The organism is Brachybacterium sacelli, from assembly GCF_017876545.1.
Lineage (GTDB): Bacteria > Actinomycetota > Actinomycetes > Actinomycetales > Dermabacteraceae > Brachybacterium > Brachybacterium sacelli.
The window spans coordinates 963,172-979,568 of sequence record NZ_JAGIOD010000001.1; the positions used below are offsets into that span (position 1 = coordinate 963,172).

Annotated in this window: 13 protein-coding genes; 8 read left to right on the forward strand and 5 right to left on the reverse strand. The window is 70.9% G+C overall.

Features of this window, described 5'->3' with window-relative positions; translation table 11 throughout:
- Positions 1-47 precede the first annotated feature (47 nt).
- The gene (locus JOF43_RS04315; protein ID WP_209899593.1) at positions 48-1,403 is read left to right on the forward strand and encodes a four-carbon acid sugar kinase family protein; all 1,356 of its coding nucleotides are present in this window, start codon (positions 48-50) and stop codon (positions 1,401-1,403) included.
- A 516-nt stretch (positions 1,404-1,919) separates the two neighbouring features.
- On the opposite strand, the gene JOF43_RS04320 is transcribed toward JOF43_RS04315, so the two are convergent.
- The 5 genes from JOF43_RS04320 to iolD form a co-directional block, all read right to left on the reverse strand.
- Complete coding sequence (locus JOF43_RS04320) at positions 1,920-3,080, reverse strand: Gfo/Idh/MocA family protein (RefSeq protein WP_377783901.1); 1,161 nt, start codon at positions 3,078-3,080, stop codon at positions 1,920-1,922.
- A gap of 15 nt (positions 3,081-3,095) precedes the next feature.
- Positions 3,096-3,965 carry a sugar phosphate isomerase/epimerase family protein gene (locus tag JOF43_RS04325; RefSeq protein WP_209899599.1) on the reverse strand — a complete coding sequence of 290 codons (870 nt, stop codon included), beginning with the start codon at positions 3,963-3,965 and terminating at the stop codon, positions 3,096-3,098.
- A 13-nt stretch (positions 3,966-3,978) separates the two neighbouring features.
- Positions 3,979-4,911, reverse strand: a complete 933-nt coding sequence (locus tag JOF43_RS04330; protein WP_209899601.1) for a TIM barrel protein — start codon at positions 4,909-4,911, stop codon at positions 3,979-3,981.
- Positions 4,912-5,072: 161 nt separating this feature from the next.
- Complete coding sequence (locus JOF43_RS04335; RefSeq protein ID WP_209899604.1) at positions 5,073-6,569, reverse strand: CoA-acylating methylmalonate-semialdehyde dehydrogenase; 1,497 nt, start codon at positions 6,567-6,569, stop codon at positions 5,073-5,075.
- Positions 6,570-6,647: 78 nt separating this feature from the next.
- The gene (gene iolD / locus JOF43_RS04340) at positions 6,648-8,558 is read right to left on the reverse strand and encodes a 3D-(3,5/4)-trihydroxycyclohexane-1,2-dione acylhydrolase (decyclizing) (protein WP_209899607.1); all 1,911 of its coding nucleotides are present in this window, start codon (positions 8,556-8,558) and stop codon (positions 6,648-6,650) included.
- 401 nt (positions 8,559-8,959) lie between these two features.
- Here iolD and JOF43_RS04345 point away from each other — a divergent pair, with 401 nt between their 5' ends.
- The 7 genes from JOF43_RS04345 (at position 8,960) to iolB (ending at position 16,370) form a co-directional block, all read left to right on the forward strand.
- Positions 8,960-10,570 (forward strand): MFS transporter, encoded by a 1,611-nt coding sequence (locus tag JOF43_RS04345; RefSeq protein ID WP_209899610.1) that lies wholly within the window; start codon positions 8,960-8,962, stop codon positions 10,568-10,570.
- A 94-nt stretch (positions 10,571-10,664) separates the two neighbouring features.
- Positions 10,665-11,858, forward strand: coding sequence for a Gfo/Idh/MocA family protein (locus tag JOF43_RS04350; protein WP_209899613.1), 1,194 nt, complete (start codon positions 10,665-10,667; stop codon positions 11,856-11,858).
- Positions 11,859-11,912: 54 nt separating this feature from the next.
- Complete coding sequence (locus tag JOF43_RS04355) at positions 11,913-12,917, forward strand: sugar phosphate isomerase/epimerase family protein (RefSeq protein ID WP_209899616.1); 1,005 nt, start codon at positions 11,913-11,915, stop codon at positions 12,915-12,917.
- A gap of 53 nt (positions 12,918-12,970) precedes the next feature.
- A complete protein-coding gene (locus JOF43_RS04360) occupies positions 12,971-13,360 on the forward strand; it encodes a tautomerase family protein (protein WP_209899620.1) in 390 nt (129 codons plus the stop codon).
- Between the two features lie 144 nt (positions 13,361-13,504).
- Positions 13,505-14,536 carry a 5-dehydro-2-deoxygluconokinase gene (iolC, locus tag JOF43_RS04365; protein ID WP_209899623.1) on the forward strand — a complete coding sequence of 344 codons (1,032 nt, stop codon included), beginning with the start codon at positions 13,505-13,507 and terminating at the stop codon, positions 14,534-14,536.
- Positions 14,533-15,432 carry a Cgl0159 family (beta/alpha)8-fold protein gene (locus JOF43_RS04370; RefSeq protein ID WP_209899626.1) on the forward strand — a complete coding sequence of 300 codons (900 nt, stop codon included), beginning with the start codon at positions 14,533-14,535 and terminating at the stop codon, positions 15,430-15,432. The genes iolC and JOF43_RS04370 overlap by 4 nt, the downstream gene beginning before the upstream one ends.
- A gap of 26 nt (positions 15,433-15,458) precedes the next feature.
- Positions 15,459-16,370 (forward strand): 5-deoxy-glucuronate isomerase, encoded by a 912-nt coding sequence (gene iolB, locus JOF43_RS04375; RefSeq protein WP_209899629.1) that lies wholly within the window; start codon positions 15,459-15,461, stop codon positions 16,368-16,370.
- The last annotated feature ends 27 nt before the right edge of the window (positions 16,371-16,397 follow it).

Below are 16,397 nucleotides of genomic sequence, written 5' to 3' on the forward strand. Positions count from 1 at the left end.
CCGGAACCCGAACGACGTCAGTCCCTCGAACCCGGAAGTTGGTCCCTGTGCCCGAGAACGCCGACCGCCGTCTGCTCGTCCTCGACGACGACCCCACCGGCTCGCAGTGCGTCGCCCACGTCGACGTCGCCTTCGACCTGGACCCGGAGATCCCTCGTGGCGTCCTGGCCGAGCCCGGGGCCACCTGCTTCGTGCTCACCAACACCCGCGCCCTGGGGGAGGCGGAGGCCGTGTCCCTGAACCGCCGGATCCTCGCCGGTGTGCTCGCCGGGCCCGGCGCCCCGGAGGGTCTGCACGTCGTCTCCCGCTCGGACTCTACGCTGCGCGGCCACGTGATCGCCGAACCGACCGCCATCGCCGAGGAGCTCGCCGCCCACGGCCACAAGGTCGACGCGATCCTGCTGGTCCCGGCCATGCTCGAGGCCGGTCGCTTCACCGAGGGCGACGTGCACTACGCGGTCGTCGACGGCCGGGCCCTCCGCGTCGAGGACACCGACTTCGCCCGCGACGCCACCTTCGGCTTTGCTCATTCCGACCTGCGGGAGTTCCTCGAGGAGCGGTCCGGGGGAGCGGTGCGGGCGGCCGACGTGCTGAGCATCGGCCTCGAGGACATCCGGACCGGCGGGGTGGACCGCGTCGAGGAGATCCTCGCCGGGGCCCGGGACCGGCGCTGGGTCGTCGTCAACGCCACCGAGTACTCCGACATGGAGGTCGTCGCGGCCGCCGTGGCTCGGCGCGAGGCCGATGGCCGCACGCTCATCACCCGCTGCGGGCCCTCCTTCGTACGGCCCCTCGCCGGCCAGAGCGGCGCACAGGTGGTGGGGCCGGAGTCGATCTCGATCCCCGACGGGCGCCTGGACCACGGCCTCGTCGTCGTCGGCTCCCACGTCGGGCTCACCACCACGCAGCTGCGCGCCGTCCAGGACCGCGGCACCCTCGTCGAGGTGGAGCTCGACGTGCCCTCCCTGCTCGACGAGCGGCGCGAGCAGCACCTGGAGGAGGTGGCCGCTTGCGTGCGCGAGGCGCTCCAGGCCGACGACTGCGTGCTCTACACCAGTCGCGACTTGGTCCGCACCGACGACCCCGCCGAATCCCTCGCCATCGCCCGCAGCGTCTCCGACGCCGTGGTCGAGGTGGTCCGGCGGGTGCGCGCGGCACGGCCGGCCTGGGTCGTTGCCAAGGGCGGGATCACCTCCCACGAGGTGGCCGCGAACGGTCTCGGGATCCGCCGGGCCCGGGTGGCGGGGCAGTTCTGGCCCGGCCAGGTCTCGATGTTCTCGGCGCAGGAGGCTCCCGAGGAGGTGCTGGGCGTTCCCTACGTCGTCTTCCCCGGCAATGTGGGCGGCGAGCAGGCGCTGGCCGACGTGGTCGATCGCCTCACCACCGCCGTCGCGGGGCGCTGACTCCGCCCCTCGACCTCGCGACCAGCTGCGACGCGGAAGGTACCGCTGAGGTGGCACTTTTCGGGGCATGGACCGCACCGCCGCGGAGTTGGGCCCCGAAGCCGGCCCGTGCCGGTGGGTGATGGCGGGCCGGTCGGGTGATGGCGTATCTGTTGGAGTGATGGTCGAGTACTGGCGCGTGGGCATGTGCTCTGGCGATATCACCAGTGCGTATGCTGACGCGCCAGTAACTGACCATCGGGTGATGGCGCATCTGTCTCGGTGGGGGCGGGCCGGTCGGGTGATGGTGAGCCGGTCGGGTGGTGGCGTATCTGTCGGAGTGATGGTCGAGTACTGGCGCGTGGGCATGTGCTCTGGCGATATCACCAGTGCGCATGCTGACGCGCCAGTAACTGACCATCGTGACGCACGCCGAGGAGATACGCCGGGGTGACGCATCCGGGTGAGGCACGCTGGGGCCAGGCACGCCGGGGCCAGGCACGCCGTGCTGGCACGCGCGGAGCTGAGGGCCTCGGCTCAGCGCGCCACGGCCTCCCATGCCCGGCTCGCCGCGGAGCGCACCACGGCCTCGCACACCTCGGCGGCCTCGAGCCCGTCGGCCGCGCTCGGGGCGAGATGCGTGCCGCCGGCGACGTCGGAGAGGAACGCGGCGGCCTCGATCGTCTTGAGGTCGTCGAAGCTCATGGGGATGCCGGGCCCCGGCTGGAAGCGGGCGTAGTCGCCGTGACCGGGCCCGGCCAGCACCGTCGTGTACCCGTGCTCGGTGCCGCCGTCCTCGAGCATCACCTCGAACTCGTTCATCCGGGTGAAGGACCAGCGGGCCGAGCCCTCGGTGCCGAACAGCTCGAGCGCGTAGTCGCTGCGGTGTCCGCGGGCCACCCGAGAGGACTCCAGGGTCGCGTGCGCGCCGCCGTCGAGCCGCGCCATCGCCGCCACCCAGTCCTCGTTCCGGACCGGGCCGCGCTCGCTGCCGACCTCGATGCCGCTGTGGCCCACGCCCGCCGAGGTGGGGATCGGGCGCTCGGGGATGAACACGTCGCTGACGGCGCTGACCTCGGCGATGTGCTGGCCGGTGACGTACTGGACGAGGTCGGCGCCGTGCGAGAGGAGATCCCCGATCACTCCGCTGCCTGCCTTGTCCCGGTCGTAGCGCCAGGTCAGCGGTCCGTCGGGGGAGGAAGCGTAGTCGGCGATCAGCCAGCAGCGCAGGTTCGTGATCCGCCCCAGCCGTCCCGAGGAGACCAGCTCGCGCAGGTGCTGGACGGCGGGGGCGTGGCGGTAGTTGAAGCCCACGGCCGTGGCGACGCCCGCCGCGGCGGCGGCATCGTGGATCTCGCGGGACTGCTGCGCCGAGACCCCCATCGGCTTCTCGATCCAGAACGGCTTGCCGGCCCGGGCCGCCGCCATGGCCAGATCCCGGTGCAGGAAGTTCGGCGAGCAGATCGAGACGGCCTCGACCTCGGGATCGGCGAGCACCTCGTCGATCGAGTCCACGGCCCGGGCGGCCCCGAACTGCTCGAGGGCGGCGGCCCGGTTCGCGGGCACCGGGTCCGCGACGGCGACCAGGCGCGGGCGGAGGCCGAGCTCGGGGTACCGAGAGGGGATGCGCTGGTAGGAGGTCGAATGCAGACGACCCATCCAGCCCAGGCCGACGACGGCCACTGCGAGGTCACGCATGCTCATCCGGTTCCCTCACCGCCCACCGAGCTCGGCGAGGATCCGCTCGCGCATGCGCACGTTGATCGCATCGGCCTCTTCCTCCCAGCCGAACACGCACACCGTCACCGTGCCGTCGTACTCGCGCTCGCGCAGGTAGCTGAACGCGTCGTCCCAGTCGATCTCGCCGTTGCCGATCTCGTTGTGCTGGTGGATGCGGGCATCCACCCCGGGCGGGTTCATGATGTAGCGGTTGCCGACGTTCGCGGTGTGGTCGAAGACGTCCGCGACGTGCAGGTGCTGCAGGCGGTCGCCCGCGTAATCCATCATCTCCCGCACATCCCGGGCGCCGCGGCCCAGGTGATAGGCGTGGGGGAAGCAGAACTCGTAGTTCAGCCAGTCCCGGTCCACCCCGCGGATGATCTGCACGGCCTGGTCGTTCTCCTCGACGAAGTCGTAGGGGTGGGCCTCGATCGTGCACTGCAGGTCGTACTTCTCGAAGACCGGGACCAACTCCTCCATGGACCTGTAGAACTGGTGCTCGGAGGCGAGCGCCCGGTTCGGGTCCCCGGAGAACTCGGTGGCGATCAGCGGCACCTCGAGGGCGTCGGCGAGCTCCAGCAGTCGCTTCCAGTTGCGCACCTGCGCCTGGCGCTCCTGCTCCTCGGGTGCGGCCCAGTCGAACACGGGGTTGAACGCCCCGATGCTCACCCCGGTGTCCTTCATCGCCTGCTTCACCTCGGCGATCTGGTGACGATCCACCTTGGGGTAGTGGTGCCACTCGTGGAAGTCCGCGCGGGGCGACAGCTCGAGGTGCTCGAAGCCCAGCTCGCGGGCCTTGTGCAGCTCGCCTGCGACCGAGAGCTGCGGGTGGTACATGCTCGGGTCCAGCAGGATCTTCACCATCGGTGCGTCCTCCTCACTTCTGGCCGAGGCCGCACTCGGCCAGGAACTCGCGGGTGGCGATGGCGTTCGGCAGCGGCAGCGCCGGATCGCAGGGGTAGAGGTCCTGCTCGCAGATCACGTAGAGCTCCTTGTCCATCGCAGCGAGCTTCGTGACCAGGTCCTTCATGTCTGGCAGTCCCTTCGGCGGGCACACGGAGGCACCCTTGGCGACCGCCTCCCCGAAGGGCCAGTCCTTCTCGTGGGCCTCACGGGTGAGCTCCGGATCGAAGGCCTTGATGTGCACGTAGCCGATGCGCTCGGGGTACTCGTCGATCATCAGCAGGGGGTCGCCGCCGCCGTAGACGATGTGGCCCGTGTCCAGGCAGAAGCTCACCAGCTCCGGGTCGGTCGCCTCGAAGATCCGGGCGATCTCCTCCGGCGTCTCGATGTGGCTGTCGCCGTGGGGGTGCAGCACCATCGTCAGTCCGTAGTCCCGCTTGAGCAGCTCACCCAGGCGGTTGGCGTTCTCGACGTACCGGCGCCACGCCGTGCCGGTCAGCTCCCGCTGGTCGGTGAACTCCCAGGTCTTGTCATCGCGGTACAGCGGCGGCAGGTGCACCATGTACTCGGCCCCGACGGCGGCATGGGTCTCGGCGATCGCGCGGAAGGTCCGCTCGGTCTCCGCCCAGGCCTCCTCCTGGTGCAGGATGCCCCAGCCGGTGCCGGCGACGACGCGGAAGCCGTGCTCGTCCATCACGGACTGCAGCTGCTTCGCGTCCTGCGGGAAGTACCCCCACGGACCCGTCTCCATGACGGAGAAGCCGGCCTCGGCCATCTCCCCGAGTGCCGTGCGCCAGGGGATCTGCTGCTCGTCCTGGGGGAACCACACCCCCCACTGATCCGGGCAGACGCCGATCGTGAGGTTGTCGAACGGCGGCTCGGGATTGCGGGAACGGTCGATCGTCATAGAGGCATCTCCTGCGGCACGGGACGGTGAGGTGGTGAGGTTCTGTCGCCCTGGGACCGATCACGCACTGCACATCGATCCTGGGGCGACAGAACTGTGACGGCGGGGGGTGTGCCGACGCGGGCCGACGAGGCCAGGGTGGCGGGCGGCTCGGGGGACGCTCAGTCGTGGGTCGGGAAGCTCATCGAGGCCTCGACGGTCTCGTTCTGCGAGGGCCAGCGGGTGGTGACCGCCTTCTGCCGCGTGTAGAAGCTCAGTCCCTCCGGACCGTGCGCATGGTGCTCACCGAACAGGGAGTCCTTCCAGCCGCCGAAGGAGTAGTAGCCCACCGGCGTCGGGATCGGCACGTTGATGCCGATCATGCCGACCTGGATCTCCTCCTGGTAGCGCCGCGCGTAGTGGCCGGAGTCGGTGAAGATCGCGGTGCCGTTGCCGAACGGCGAGGAGTTCACGAGCTCGACCGCCTCGTCGAAGTTGTTCACGTGCATGACCACGAGCAGCGGGCCGAACACCTCGTCGGTGTAGGTCGGGTGGGTGGGTTCGAGGTCCGTGATGACGATCGGGCCGACGAAGTTGCCCTTCTCGTGGCCGTCGACGACCAGGCCGCGGCCGTCGACGAGCACGCGGCCGCCGGCCTGTTCGGCCTCGTCGGTCATCCGGATCACGCGCTCACGGGCGTCGGGCGTGATCACCGGGGGCATGTCGGTGCTCGGGTCGTCGCCGGGGCCGACCACGAGCTTCTCGGCCTCGGCGGCGATGGCCTCGAGGAAGGGTTCGTGCGCCTCGCCGACGGTGACGGCGACGGGCACCGCCATGCAGCGCTCGCCGGCGGAGCCGAAGGCGCCCGAGGCGACCTGCGAGGCGGCGAACTCGATGTTCGCATCGGGCATCACCACGGCGTGGTTGTTCGCCCCGCCCAGGGCCTGGACGCGCTTGCCGGCCGCCGAGGCGGTGCGGTGGACGTGCTTGGCGATCGGGGTGGAACCGACGAAGGACACCGCGGAGATGCCCTCGTGGGTGCACAGCGCATCGACCGTGTCCTTGCCCCCGTGGACCACCTGGAAGACGCCGTCGGGCAGACCGGCCTCCTGGTAGAGCCGGGCGACGACGTTGGAGGCGGAGGGGTCGCGCTCGGAGGGCTTGAGGAGGAAGGCGTTGCCGGTCGCGATCGCGATCGGGTGCATCCAGAAGGGCACCATGGCCGGGAAGTTGAACGGGGTGATGCCGGCGACGACCCCCAGCGGCTGGCGCATGGTGTGGGCGTCCACCCCGGTGGAGACGTTCTCGGAGAAGCCGCCCTTGAGGTCCTGGGTGATGGAGGTGGCGAACTCGAGGGTCTCCAGGCCGCGGGCGATCTCGCCCTTCGCGTCGCCGAGGGTCTTGCCGTGCTCGCGCGAGATGTGGACGGCGATCTCGTCGGTCGCGTCGATCAGCAGCTCACGCATGCGGTAGAGGACCTGGGTGCGCTTGGCCAGTGAGACCTGTCCCCACTCGCGCTGGGCGGCGGTGGCGACCTCGACGGCGCGGTCGACGGTGGCGGCATCACCGAGGTGCAGCGTGCCGACCTCCTCGCCCGTGGCGGGGTTCAGGATCGGCTGGGTGGAGCCGGTGCCGGCGGTCGCGGTGCCGCCGACCCAGTGCTGGACGTCGTATCCCATGGGTGTACTCCTCGAAATTCGGATGGTCTGTGGGGTGGTGTCCGGCCGCGGGGCCTGCCGGATCGATGACCTCGCTGGTCAGAGGTAGTGGCGCTGCGGCGCCTTGTCCGCCTCGTACTCCTGGGAGGCCCGCCGCGTGGACTCCAGGCGGGAGACCTGGGAGACGGGAACGTCCCACCAGCCGTTGCCGGGCGGGTTCGGGCCGTACAGATCGGTGTTGACGACGATCGCGGTGGCCTGCTCGGAGGCCTCGGCGCGGCGGTAGGCCTCGCGGAAGGAGACCGCGCTGGAGACCTCCTGCACCTCGAGGCCGTAGGAGCGGATGTTGGCCGGGATGTCGAAGGGCAGCTTCTCGCCGTCCAGCAGCCCGGTCTCCTCGTTGCGCAGGCGGTACTTGGTGCCGAAGCGCTCGCTGCCGTGGGACTCGGACAGGGAGCCGATCGAGGACCAGCCGTGGTTCTGCAGGATCACCAGGATGACCTTGACCCGTTCGGCGACGATCGTGGCGATCTCCTGCGGGGCCATCTGGAAGGTGCCGTCGCCGATGATCGCGACCACCTCCGACTCCGGGGCGGCCATCTTCACGCCGAGCGAGGCGGGCAGCTCGTAACCCATGCAGGAGTAGCCGTACTCCAGGTGGTACTGGAGCGGGGAGCGGGCCTTCCACAGCGCCTGCAGGTCGCCGGGCATGGACCCGGCGGCGTTGATGACGACGTCCTCCTCGCCCATCAGCTCGTTGAGGGCCCCGAAGATCTCGGTCTGCGCGGGCAGCTCCTGGTCGTGGGGCTGGAAGCAGGGCTCGACGAGCTCCTCCCACGCGGCCCGCCTGGTCTGGGCGAGGGCGCTGTGCTCGGCGGGGGCGCGGTAGTCGCCGAGGGCCTCGCGCAGGGCGTCGAGGCCGGCGCGGGCATCGGTGACCACCATCGTCGCCGAGTGCTTGGCGGCGTCGAAGGCCTTCACGTTGAGGTTCACGAAGCGCGCCCCGGGGTGGCGGAAGGCGGTGTGGGAGGCGGTGGTGAAGTCGGTGTACCGGGTGCCGACGCCGATGATGACGTCGGCCTCGGCGGCCAGGTCGTTCGCGGCGTTGTTGCCGGTCGCGCCGACCCCGCCGATCGCGAGGGGATGGTCGGCGCTCAGCGCGCCCTTGCCCGCCTGGGTGTCGAGCACCGGGATGCCGGTGGCGTCGGTGAAGGCCGCGAGCGCTGCGCTCGCCTCGGAGTAGACGGCGCCCCCGCCGGCGATGAGGACGGGCCTGCGCGCGGTGCGGATGACGTCGATCGCCCGGTCGAGGGCGGCGGGCTCGGGGACCGGGCGGGCCACGTGCCAGGTGCGCTCGCGGAAGAGTTCCAGCGGCCAGTCGTGGGCCTCGGCCTGGACGTCCTGCGGCAGGGAGAGGGTGACCGCGCCGGTCTCGGCGGGGTCGGTGAGCACGCGCATGGCCTGCAGGACAGCGGGGATCAGCTGCTCGGGCCGGGAGATGCGGTCGAAATAGCGCGAGACGGGGCGGAAGGCGTCGTTGACGGACACGTCCCCGCCGGTCTCGTCCTCGAGCTGCTGAAGCACGGGGTCGACGGTGCGGGTGGCGAAGATGTCGCTGGGCAGGATCAGCACGGGGATGCGGTCCACGGTCGCCAGCGCGGCACCGGTGACCATGTTCGTCGAGCCCGGGCCGATCGAGGCGGCGCAGGCGAAGGCCTGCAGGCGGTTCCTGGTGCGGGCGTAGGCGACCGCGGTGTGCACCATGTTCTGCTCGTTGCGCGCCTGGTAGTACGGCATCGGGTTCTCGCCCTCGCCGGGATCCGTCGCGTTCTGCAGCAGGGCCTGGCCCACGCCGGCGACGTTGCCGTGGCCGAAGATCCCGAAGGTCCCGGGGATGAAGCGCTCGCGCACGCCGTCGCGCTCGGTGAACTGGGCGGCGAGGAAGCGGACGAGGGCTTGGCCGACGGTGAGCCGGATGGTGCCGGTGCGGGCCGACGAGGGGACGCTCATGCTGCCTCCGTGATGCGGAACCCGTCGCGGGGACGGGACTCGAGGGGCACCGTCTGCCGGGAAGGACTCGACGGTGAGTTCATGTGGACCCAGCATGCCGAGACCAGCAGTGCTTGTCAATAGTTTGTCAGGACAAGACATGCCCCGTGGCGGCGCAGGTCGGGCGCCCGTGCCCGTGGATCGAAGCAGGCGGGGCCTTCCCCGGCGCGGGAGAGCTGTGCTAGCTTTCCGGTTAGTCAGTGAGGACTTGTCACTTAGACCGGACATGCAATGCAGGTGTCCTGACACATGCCTGACATGCGGTGCGTGAGCACGGCACTGCGACCCGCCGCGGGCCATCCGGCCGGCGCCCGGCACGACGAGCACGCTCGCCGGCCGGACTCAGGTTCCGAGGAGGGGACATGAGCACACAGCACCACGTGGAACGGACCCGCCTCACCGAGCTCGTGCGCCGCACCGCCCCGTCGGGCCCGCGCCGTTCCATCGGATTCCTCGCCGTCGTCGCCTGCCTCGGCGGCTTCCTGTTCGGCTACGACACCGGCGTGATCTCCGGCGCCCTGCCCTACATGTACATGCCGAAGGAGGCCGGCGGTCTGGCCCTGACCTCTCTGGAGGAGGGCCTGGTCGGTGGATTCCTGCTGGCCGGCTGTGCCGTCGGCGCGATCCTCGGCGGGCGGCTCTCGGACCGCTACGGCCGTCGCCACAACCTCCTGATCCTCGCCGTCGTCTTCTTCGTCGGCGCGCTGGCCTGTGCGCTCTCCCCGGGCCTGTGGGCCCTCTACCCGGCGCGCTTCGTGCTCGGCCTCGCCGTCGGCGGTGCCTCGACCACCGTGCCCGTCTACCTCTCCGAGTCCGCACCCAAGGAGCAGCGCGGGATGCTGGTCGCCGTCGATCAGCTGATGATCGTCACCGGCCAGTTCGTCGCCTTCGCCACGAACGCGCTGATCGCCTCGCTCCAGGGCGGCCCTTCGGCCGTCGTGTCCGAGGACCCCTCGGGAACCTACGAGGCCGGGGAATCCGTGTCCTGGTCGCTGCTGGCCGGGCTCGGAGGGGTGGCCGTCTCCGACGGCAACGGGCACGCCTGGCGCTGGATGCTCCTGCTCTGCTCGATCCCGGCGATCGGCCTGTGGCTGGGCATCCGGATGATGCCGGAATCGGCCCGCTGGCACATCGGCCGCGGCGAGCTCGTCGAGGCCATCGGCGCCCTGAAGCGGGTGCGGATCGAGGGGAAGCACGACGTGACCGTCGAGGTCGCCGAGATGGAGGACAACCGCCGGCTCGAATCAGAACGCGAGAAGCTCAGCCTGCGTGCGGGACTCCGGATCCCCTGGCTGCGCTCGATCATCGTCTTCGGCGGCATCTTCGCGGTCCTCCAGCAGCTCACCGGCGTGAACACGATGATGTACTACGCCCCGAAGGTCCTCATGGCCGCCGGCTTCGATGCGCAGGCCTCGATCGTCCTGAACGTCTTCACCGGGCTGGCCTCCGTGATCGGCTCGGCCGCGGGACTGCTCGCCCTGCGTCGCTTCGGCCGACGCCAGGTGCTGCTGGTGGGCCAGACCATCCTCACCCTGTCCCTGATCGCGATGACGGCGATCTTCCTGCTGGGGATCAATCCGTACCTGAGTGCCGACGGGGCGGTCTCCGAGGACATCCCCGGCTTCGTCCCGTACCTCGTGGTGGTCGTGATCGTGCTGTTCATGCTGGGGATGCAGTCCGGGCCCGGCCCGGTGATGTGGGTGATGCTCGCGGAGATCTTCCCGGGTGCCATCCGCGGCGCCGCCAACGGCTTCGCCGTGATGATCCTGTGGATCGCGAACCTCACGGTGACGGTGCTCTTCCCCGTGATGATGGAGGGCATCGGCTCGGTGTTCACCTACGCGATCTTCGCCGCGATCAACATCGGCGCGGTGATCTGGTACTTCCTGCGCATCCCCGAGACCAAGAAGTTCTCCCTCGAGCGCATCGAGTGGGAGTTCCGCGAGGCCGGCGGCGTGATCCGCCTGCGCTGAGTCGCGTCCCCTCGTCCGCCGTCGCTCGCCATCCCCCACGTCTCCCACCGCACGACCTCACCACCGAGCTCGCACCCCTGTGAAAGGACCAGACATGACCACCTCACCCCTGTCCGTGGCCGTGATCGGCGCCGGCATGGCCGGCACCACCCACGCCAACGCCTGGCGCCAGGCCGGGACCGTCTACGACCTGGGCCTGCCGCCCGTGCGCCTGGCCGCGATCGCCGACATGCACCTGCCCTTCGCCGAGGACGCCGCCGCCCGCTACGGCTACGAGAGGGCCGTGGGCGACTGGCGCGAGGTGGCCGCCGACGACTCGATCGACATCGTCTCGATCGTGGTCGGCAACGCCCTGCACCGCGAGATCGCCGAGGCCATGGCCGCGGCCGGCAAGCACGTGCTGTGCGAGAAGCCGCTGGCGGGCACCCTCGAGGACGCCGAGGCGATGGCCGCCCTCGAGCAGCAGCACCCCGACCTCGTCCTCGCCACGGGCTACACCTTCCGACGCAACGCCGGGGTCGCCATGCTCGCGAAGCTCGCGAGCGAGGGCTCCCTCGGCTCCATCGCCCACCTCGACGGTCGCTACTGGTGCGATTACGGGGCCGACGAGAACGTGCCGATGGCCTGGCGCTACAAGGGCCCGATGGGCTCGGGCGCGCTCGGCGACGTCGGCTCCCACCTGGTCGACTCGGCCGAGCTGATCCTGGGCCCCGTGGTCGAGGTCTCCGGGGCGCAGCTGGTGCGGACCATCGCGGAGCGGCCGGTCGCCGACGGTGCGGTCGCGGGCGGGCGCGGGGTCGCGGCCTCCGCCGACGCCCCCCGGGAAGCGGTGGAGAACGACGACGTCGCGACCTTCACCGCCCGCTTCGCCTCCGGGGCGGCCGGGACCTTCTCCGTCTCCCGCGTCGCCCACGGCCTGCCCAACTACAAGGCGCTGACGGTGCTCGGCACCGGCGGCACCGCGAGCTGGTCCCTGGACCGCACCGGCGAGATCCAGGTCGCCGACGGCACTTCGCCCCAGGGCCTGGGCGGCCTGCGCCAGGTGCTGGTCAATCCCGAGTTCCCGTACTTCGCGGCCGGGTCCTCGATGGCCTTCGGCGGCGTCGGCCTCACTCAGATCGAACAGTTCACCTATCAGGCCCACGCCTTCCTGCAGCAGGTCGCCGGGGTCACCGACGGGGCCCTGCCGCCGTGCGCCACCTTCGCCGACGGCCACCGCCAGATGCGCGTGCTGGACGCCGTCGCCCGGTCCGCGGCCGACGGCGGCAGCGTGATCGCGATCGACTGACCTGCCACGCCCGCCCCACTCCCACCATCTCGTCCTCGCGAAAGGACCCCATCCATGGCACTCACCTACGGCGCCTACACCGCCTGCCTGCAGGACCGCACCCTCGAGGAGGCGCTCGACGTCCTCGCCGGGGCAGGTCTCGCCGGTGCGGAGATCAACACCGGTGGGTTCATCCCCGCCCCGCACGCCCCGGTCGACGCGCTGCTGGCCGGCGCGACGGCCCGGCGCGAGTACCTGCGCCTCTTCGCGGACCGCGGGATGCAGCTGACCGGGCTGACGGTCTCCGGCAACCCTCTGTCCCCGCTGCCCACCGAGGGGATCGGCCACGCCGAGGACCTGCGCCGCACCATCGAGCTGGCCGGCGCGCTCGGCGTGCGCGATGTGGTCGCCATGTCCGGGACCCCCGGCACCGATGCGGGCGCGCGCTACCCGGCCTGGATCGTGAACCCGTGGAACGGCATCGACCTCGAGATCCTCGAGCACCAGTGGTCGGTGGCCGTGCCCTTCTGGCGGGAGATCGACGCCCTGGCCCGTCGTCACGACGTGCAGATCGCCTTCGAGATGCACCCGCGCAACCTGGTGTTCTCCCCGCCCACCTTCGAGCAGTTCCTGGAACGCGTGGAGCCGACGAACATCGGTGTGAACCTCGACCCCTCGCACCTGTTCTGGCAGCAGATGGAGCCGATCGAGTGCATCCAGCGCCTCGGCGCCCACATCACCCACGTCCACGCCAAGGACACCGCGGTGCTCCCGGCCGTGGCGACCCGCGGCGTGCTCGATACGACCTTCGGGCCGGTCCCCGAGGATCCGGCGCAGCGCACCCCCACGGGCATCGGGCACTACTGCTCGACCTGGCCGGAAGACCCGGCCTGGCGCTTCGTGGCCCTCGGCGAAGGGCACGGGACGGACTACTGGGCACGCTTCCTCACCGCCCTGGCCGCGGTGAATCCCGACCTGCACGTCAACATCGAGCACGAGGACGCCGCCTTCGGGCAGATCGAGGGCCTCGAGCGCGGCGCGCGCACCCTGCTCGATGCCGCACGGAGCGCCGGCGTCTGAACCCACCGGTGCGCCGCACCCCACCGGGCCCCGGCCCAGACAAGGAACCGATCATGCCTCTCGTCCGCATCTCCCAGCAGCAGGTCCGCACTCCCGCGCAGACCCGCGAGATGGCCGACATCGTCCAGGAGGTCATGCTCGAGCTGTTCGCCGCTCCGCCCCGGGACCGGTACCAGATCCTCGAGACCCTGCCGGTCGGCTCGATCATCGCCGAGGACACCGGGCTCGGCATCCAGCGCAGCGACGGCGTGGTGATCATCCACGTCACCCAGCAGGGGCGCAGCACCGAGCAGAAGCAGGCGCTCTACGCCGCGCTCGCCGAGCGGCTCGCCGCGGCGGACCTCGTGCGCCCGGAGGACCTGATCCTCTCCGTGGTCCACAACGACCGCGAGGACTGGTCCTTCGGCCACGGCCGGGCGCAGTTCCTCACCGGGGAGCTCTGACTGCTGACCGCAGTTCCCGGACATGATTGCTAATTTGTCTGGACAAAGAAAACCACCAGTGGGACGATAGACCCATCGCGCGGCACGACACAGCGGATCATCCCTGGTCACCGCCCAGATCTCGACGCAGAGAGGCTCCGTACCATGGCAGCACCCGACCTCGACATCATCACCTTCGGTCGCAGCGGTGTCGACATCTACCCCTTGGAGATCGCCAAGGGCCTCGAGGACATCTACAGCTTCGGCAAGTTCCTCGGCGGCAGCCCCACCAACGTCGCGGTCGCCGCCGCCCGCCTCGGGCACGCCCCCGCGGTGATCACCGGTGTGGGCGATGACCCCTTCGGCCGCTATGTGGTCCAGGAGATGGAGCGTCTGGGCGTCTCGGGCCGCTTCGTCGTCCGCAACGGCGAGCTGAACACCCCGATCACCCTGTGCGAGATCTTCCCGCCCGACGACTTCCCCCTGTACTTCTACCGCCGGCCCAGCGCCCCCGACCTGCAGGTCGCCCCCGAGCACCTCGATCTCGAGGCGATCGCAGACGTCCCGCTGTTCTGGTTCTCCGGCACCGGGCTCTCCGAGGAGCCCAGCCGCTCGGCGCACCTCACCGCCCTCGAGGCCCGCGGGCGCACCGCCCACACCGTCTTCGATCTCGACTACCGGCCCATGTTCTGGGACTCCGTCGAGGACGCCCGCGCCCAGTACCGCGAGGCGCTGAAGCACACCACCGTCGCGGTCGGCAACAAGGAGGAGTGCGAGGTGGCCGTCGGCGAGTCGGAGCCCGAGCGGGCGGCCGACGCCCTGCTCGAGGCCGGCGTCGAGATCGCCATCGTCAAGCAGGGCCCCAAGGGTGTGCTCGGCAAGACCCGCGAGGACCGCGTGGAGGTCGCCCCGAACCTCATCGAGGTCATCAACGGGCTCGGCGCCGGGGACAGCTTCGGCGGCTCCCTGTGCCACGGCCTCCTGGCCGGCCAGGACCTCGAGACCATCCTGACCCGCTGCAACGCCGCCGGCGCCATCGTCACCAGCCGCCTGGAGTGCTCGACGGCCATGCCCACCGGCGAGGAGATCGACCTGCTGATCGACGGCGGCGACCCCAACCACGGACGGACCGTCGACCAGATGCTCGGTGCCCTGCGCGACCGCGGCGTCGGCGCGGCCCAGGAGGAAACGGCATGAGCAGCACCGGAAGCGGCTTCGTCAGCACCTACGAGGAGGTCACCCGCGTCCGCCTGGAGGACCCGGGTCGGATCGGCCGCCTCGCGGCCGCCCGGCGGCGCCGCACCGTGGCCGACACCGACGGCACCATGATGGTGATCGCCGCCGACCACCCGGCCCGCGGCGCCCTCGGCGTCGGCAGCCGGCCGGCGGCCATGGCCAGCCGCCTCGAACTGCTGGACCGCATGCGCGAAGCCCTGGCCGTGCCCGGGGTGGACGGGGTGCTCGGCACCGCCGACATCCTCGAGGACCTGCTCCTGCTCGGCGCCCTCGAGGACAAGATCGTCTTCGCCTCGATGAACCGCGGCGGCCTGCAGGGCAGCTCCTGGGAGATCGAGGACCGCTTCACCGCGTACGACGCCGCCGCGATCGCGGCGTCCGGCTTCGACGGCGGCAAGATGCTCACCCGGATCGACCTCGAGGACGACCGCACGTCCTTCATCCTCGAGGCGAGCGCGCAGGCCGTCACCGATCTGGCCCGGCACGAGCTGATCGCGATGGTGGAACCGTTCATGTCCGGCCGGCCGGGCGGCGGCAGGGTCGTCAACGACCTCAGCCCCGAGGCGGTCATCAGGTCCATCCACATCGCCCAGGGGCTCGGCGCCACCAGTGCGTACACCTGGCTGAAGCTGCCGGCGGTCGAGGACATGGAGCGCGTCATGGACGCCACCACCCTGCCGGCCCTGATCCTCGGCGGGGACCCCGCGAACGACGACCCGGACATCCTGCGTGCGACCTGGAAGCGCGCGCTGTCCCGGCCCAACGTGCGCGGGCTCGTCGTCGGCCGCACCCTGCTGTACCCCGCCGACGACGACGTCACCGCCGCGGTGAGCGCCTCCGTCGACATGCTCCGCTGACCAGCCTCTTCGAAGGGAGACCACCGATGTCCTCCACCTCCGGCACGCCGAACTCCTCCGAGCTGCACCTGCCCGCCGGCTCCACCGGCCGCGGCACCTACGAGACGATCATCGACCCCGGAGCCCGCGACGGCTGGGACCACACCGGCCTGCGTGTGCTCGCCCTGCCGCCGGGCGGGAGCGAGACCACCATCGCGAACGGCGTCGAGGTGATGGTCGTCCCGCTCAGCGGCGGCTGCGAGGTCGCCGTCGCGGGGGAGACCCACACCCTGCGCGGGCGCCGTGACGTGTTCGCCTCCGCGACCGACGTGCTCTACGTGCCCGTCGGCGCGGAGCTGACCCTCCGCTCCTCCGAGGGTGGGCGCTTCGCGCTGGTCACGGCCGTGGCCACCGCCGCTCACCCGGTCGCCCTGATCCGCGCCGAGGACGTGCCGGTCGAGATCCGCGGCGGCGGGAACATGACCCGCACCGTGCGCAACTTCGGGGCCGTCGGCGCCTTCGACGCGATGGACAGCCTGATCGCCTGCGAGGTCATCACCCCCGGCGGCAACTGGTCCAGCTATCCCGCGCACAAGCACGACACGACCGACGACGACCCCGAGCACCGTGAATCACAGCTCGAGGAGATCTACTACTACGAGATCCAGGACGCCCCCGGCGGCGGTCCCGGCTTCGGCTACCACCGGACCACCACCAGCGGCGAGGACACGCCGATCGACGTGCTCAGCGAGGTGCGCAGCGGCGACACCGTGCTGGTGCCCCACGGCTGGCACGGGCCCTGCGCGGCCGCGCCCGGCCACGCCATGTACTACCTCAACGTGATGGCGGGCCCGGAGCCGGTGCGGGCCTGGAACATCACCGACCATCCGGAGCAGACCTGGGTGCGCGGCACCTGGGAGGAGCTCGGCACCGATCCGCGCGCCGGCGACTTCCGCTGACGACCCCCGACCTCACGCAGGAGACCC

What these genes read in the sequence shown, in the direction of transcription:
- JOF43_RS04330 (WP_209899601.1), bottom strand. Translation starts at nt 4,911, where the DNA reads ATGACGATCGACCGTTCCCGCAATCCCGAGCCGCCGTTCGACAACCTC.
- JOF43_RS04360 (WP_209899620.1), top strand. Translation starts at nt 12,971, where the DNA reads ATGCCTCTCGTCCGCATCTCCCAGCAGCAGGTCCGCACTCCCGCGCAG.
- JOF43_RS04370 (WP_209899626.1), top strand. Translation starts at nt 14,533, where the DNA reads ATGAGCAGCACCGGAAGCGGCTTCGTCAGCACCTACGAGGAGGTCACC.
- iolD (WP_209899607.1), bottom strand. Translation starts at nt 8,558, where the DNA reads ATGAGCGTCCCCTCGTCGGCCCGCACCGGCACCATCCGGCTCACCGTC.
- JOF43_RS04355 (WP_209899616.1), top strand. Translation starts at nt 11,913, where the DNA reads ATGGCACTCACCTACGGCGCCTACACCGCCTGCCTGCAGGACCGCACC.
- JOF43_RS04320 (WP_377783901.1), bottom strand. Translation starts at nt 3,080, where the DNA reads ATGCGTGACCTCGCAGTGGCCGTCGTCGGCCTGGGCTGGATGGGTCGT.
- JOF43_RS04325 (WP_209899599.1), bottom strand. Translation starts at nt 3,965, where the DNA reads ATGGTGAAGATCCTGCTGGACCCGAGCATGTACCACCCGCAGCTCTCG.
- JOF43_RS04335 (WP_209899604.1), bottom strand. Translation starts at nt 6,569, where the DNA reads ATGGGATACGACGTCCAGCACTGGGTCGGCGGCACCGCGACCGCCGGC.
- iolC (WP_209899623.1), top strand. Translation starts at nt 13,505, where the DNA reads ATGGCAGCACCCGACCTCGACATCATCACCTTCGGTCGCAGCGGTGTC.
- JOF43_RS04350 (WP_209899613.1), top strand. Translation starts at nt 10,665, where the DNA reads ATGACCACCTCACCCCTGTCCGTGGCCGTGATCGGCGCCGGCATGGCC.
- JOF43_RS04345 (WP_209899610.1), top strand. Translation starts at nt 8,960, where the DNA reads ATGAGCACACAGCACCACGTGGAACGGACCCGCCTCACCGAGCTCGTG.
- iolB (WP_209899629.1), top strand. Translation starts at nt 15,459, where the DNA reads ATGTCCTCCACCTCCGGCACGCCGAACTCCTCCGAGCTGCACCTGCCC.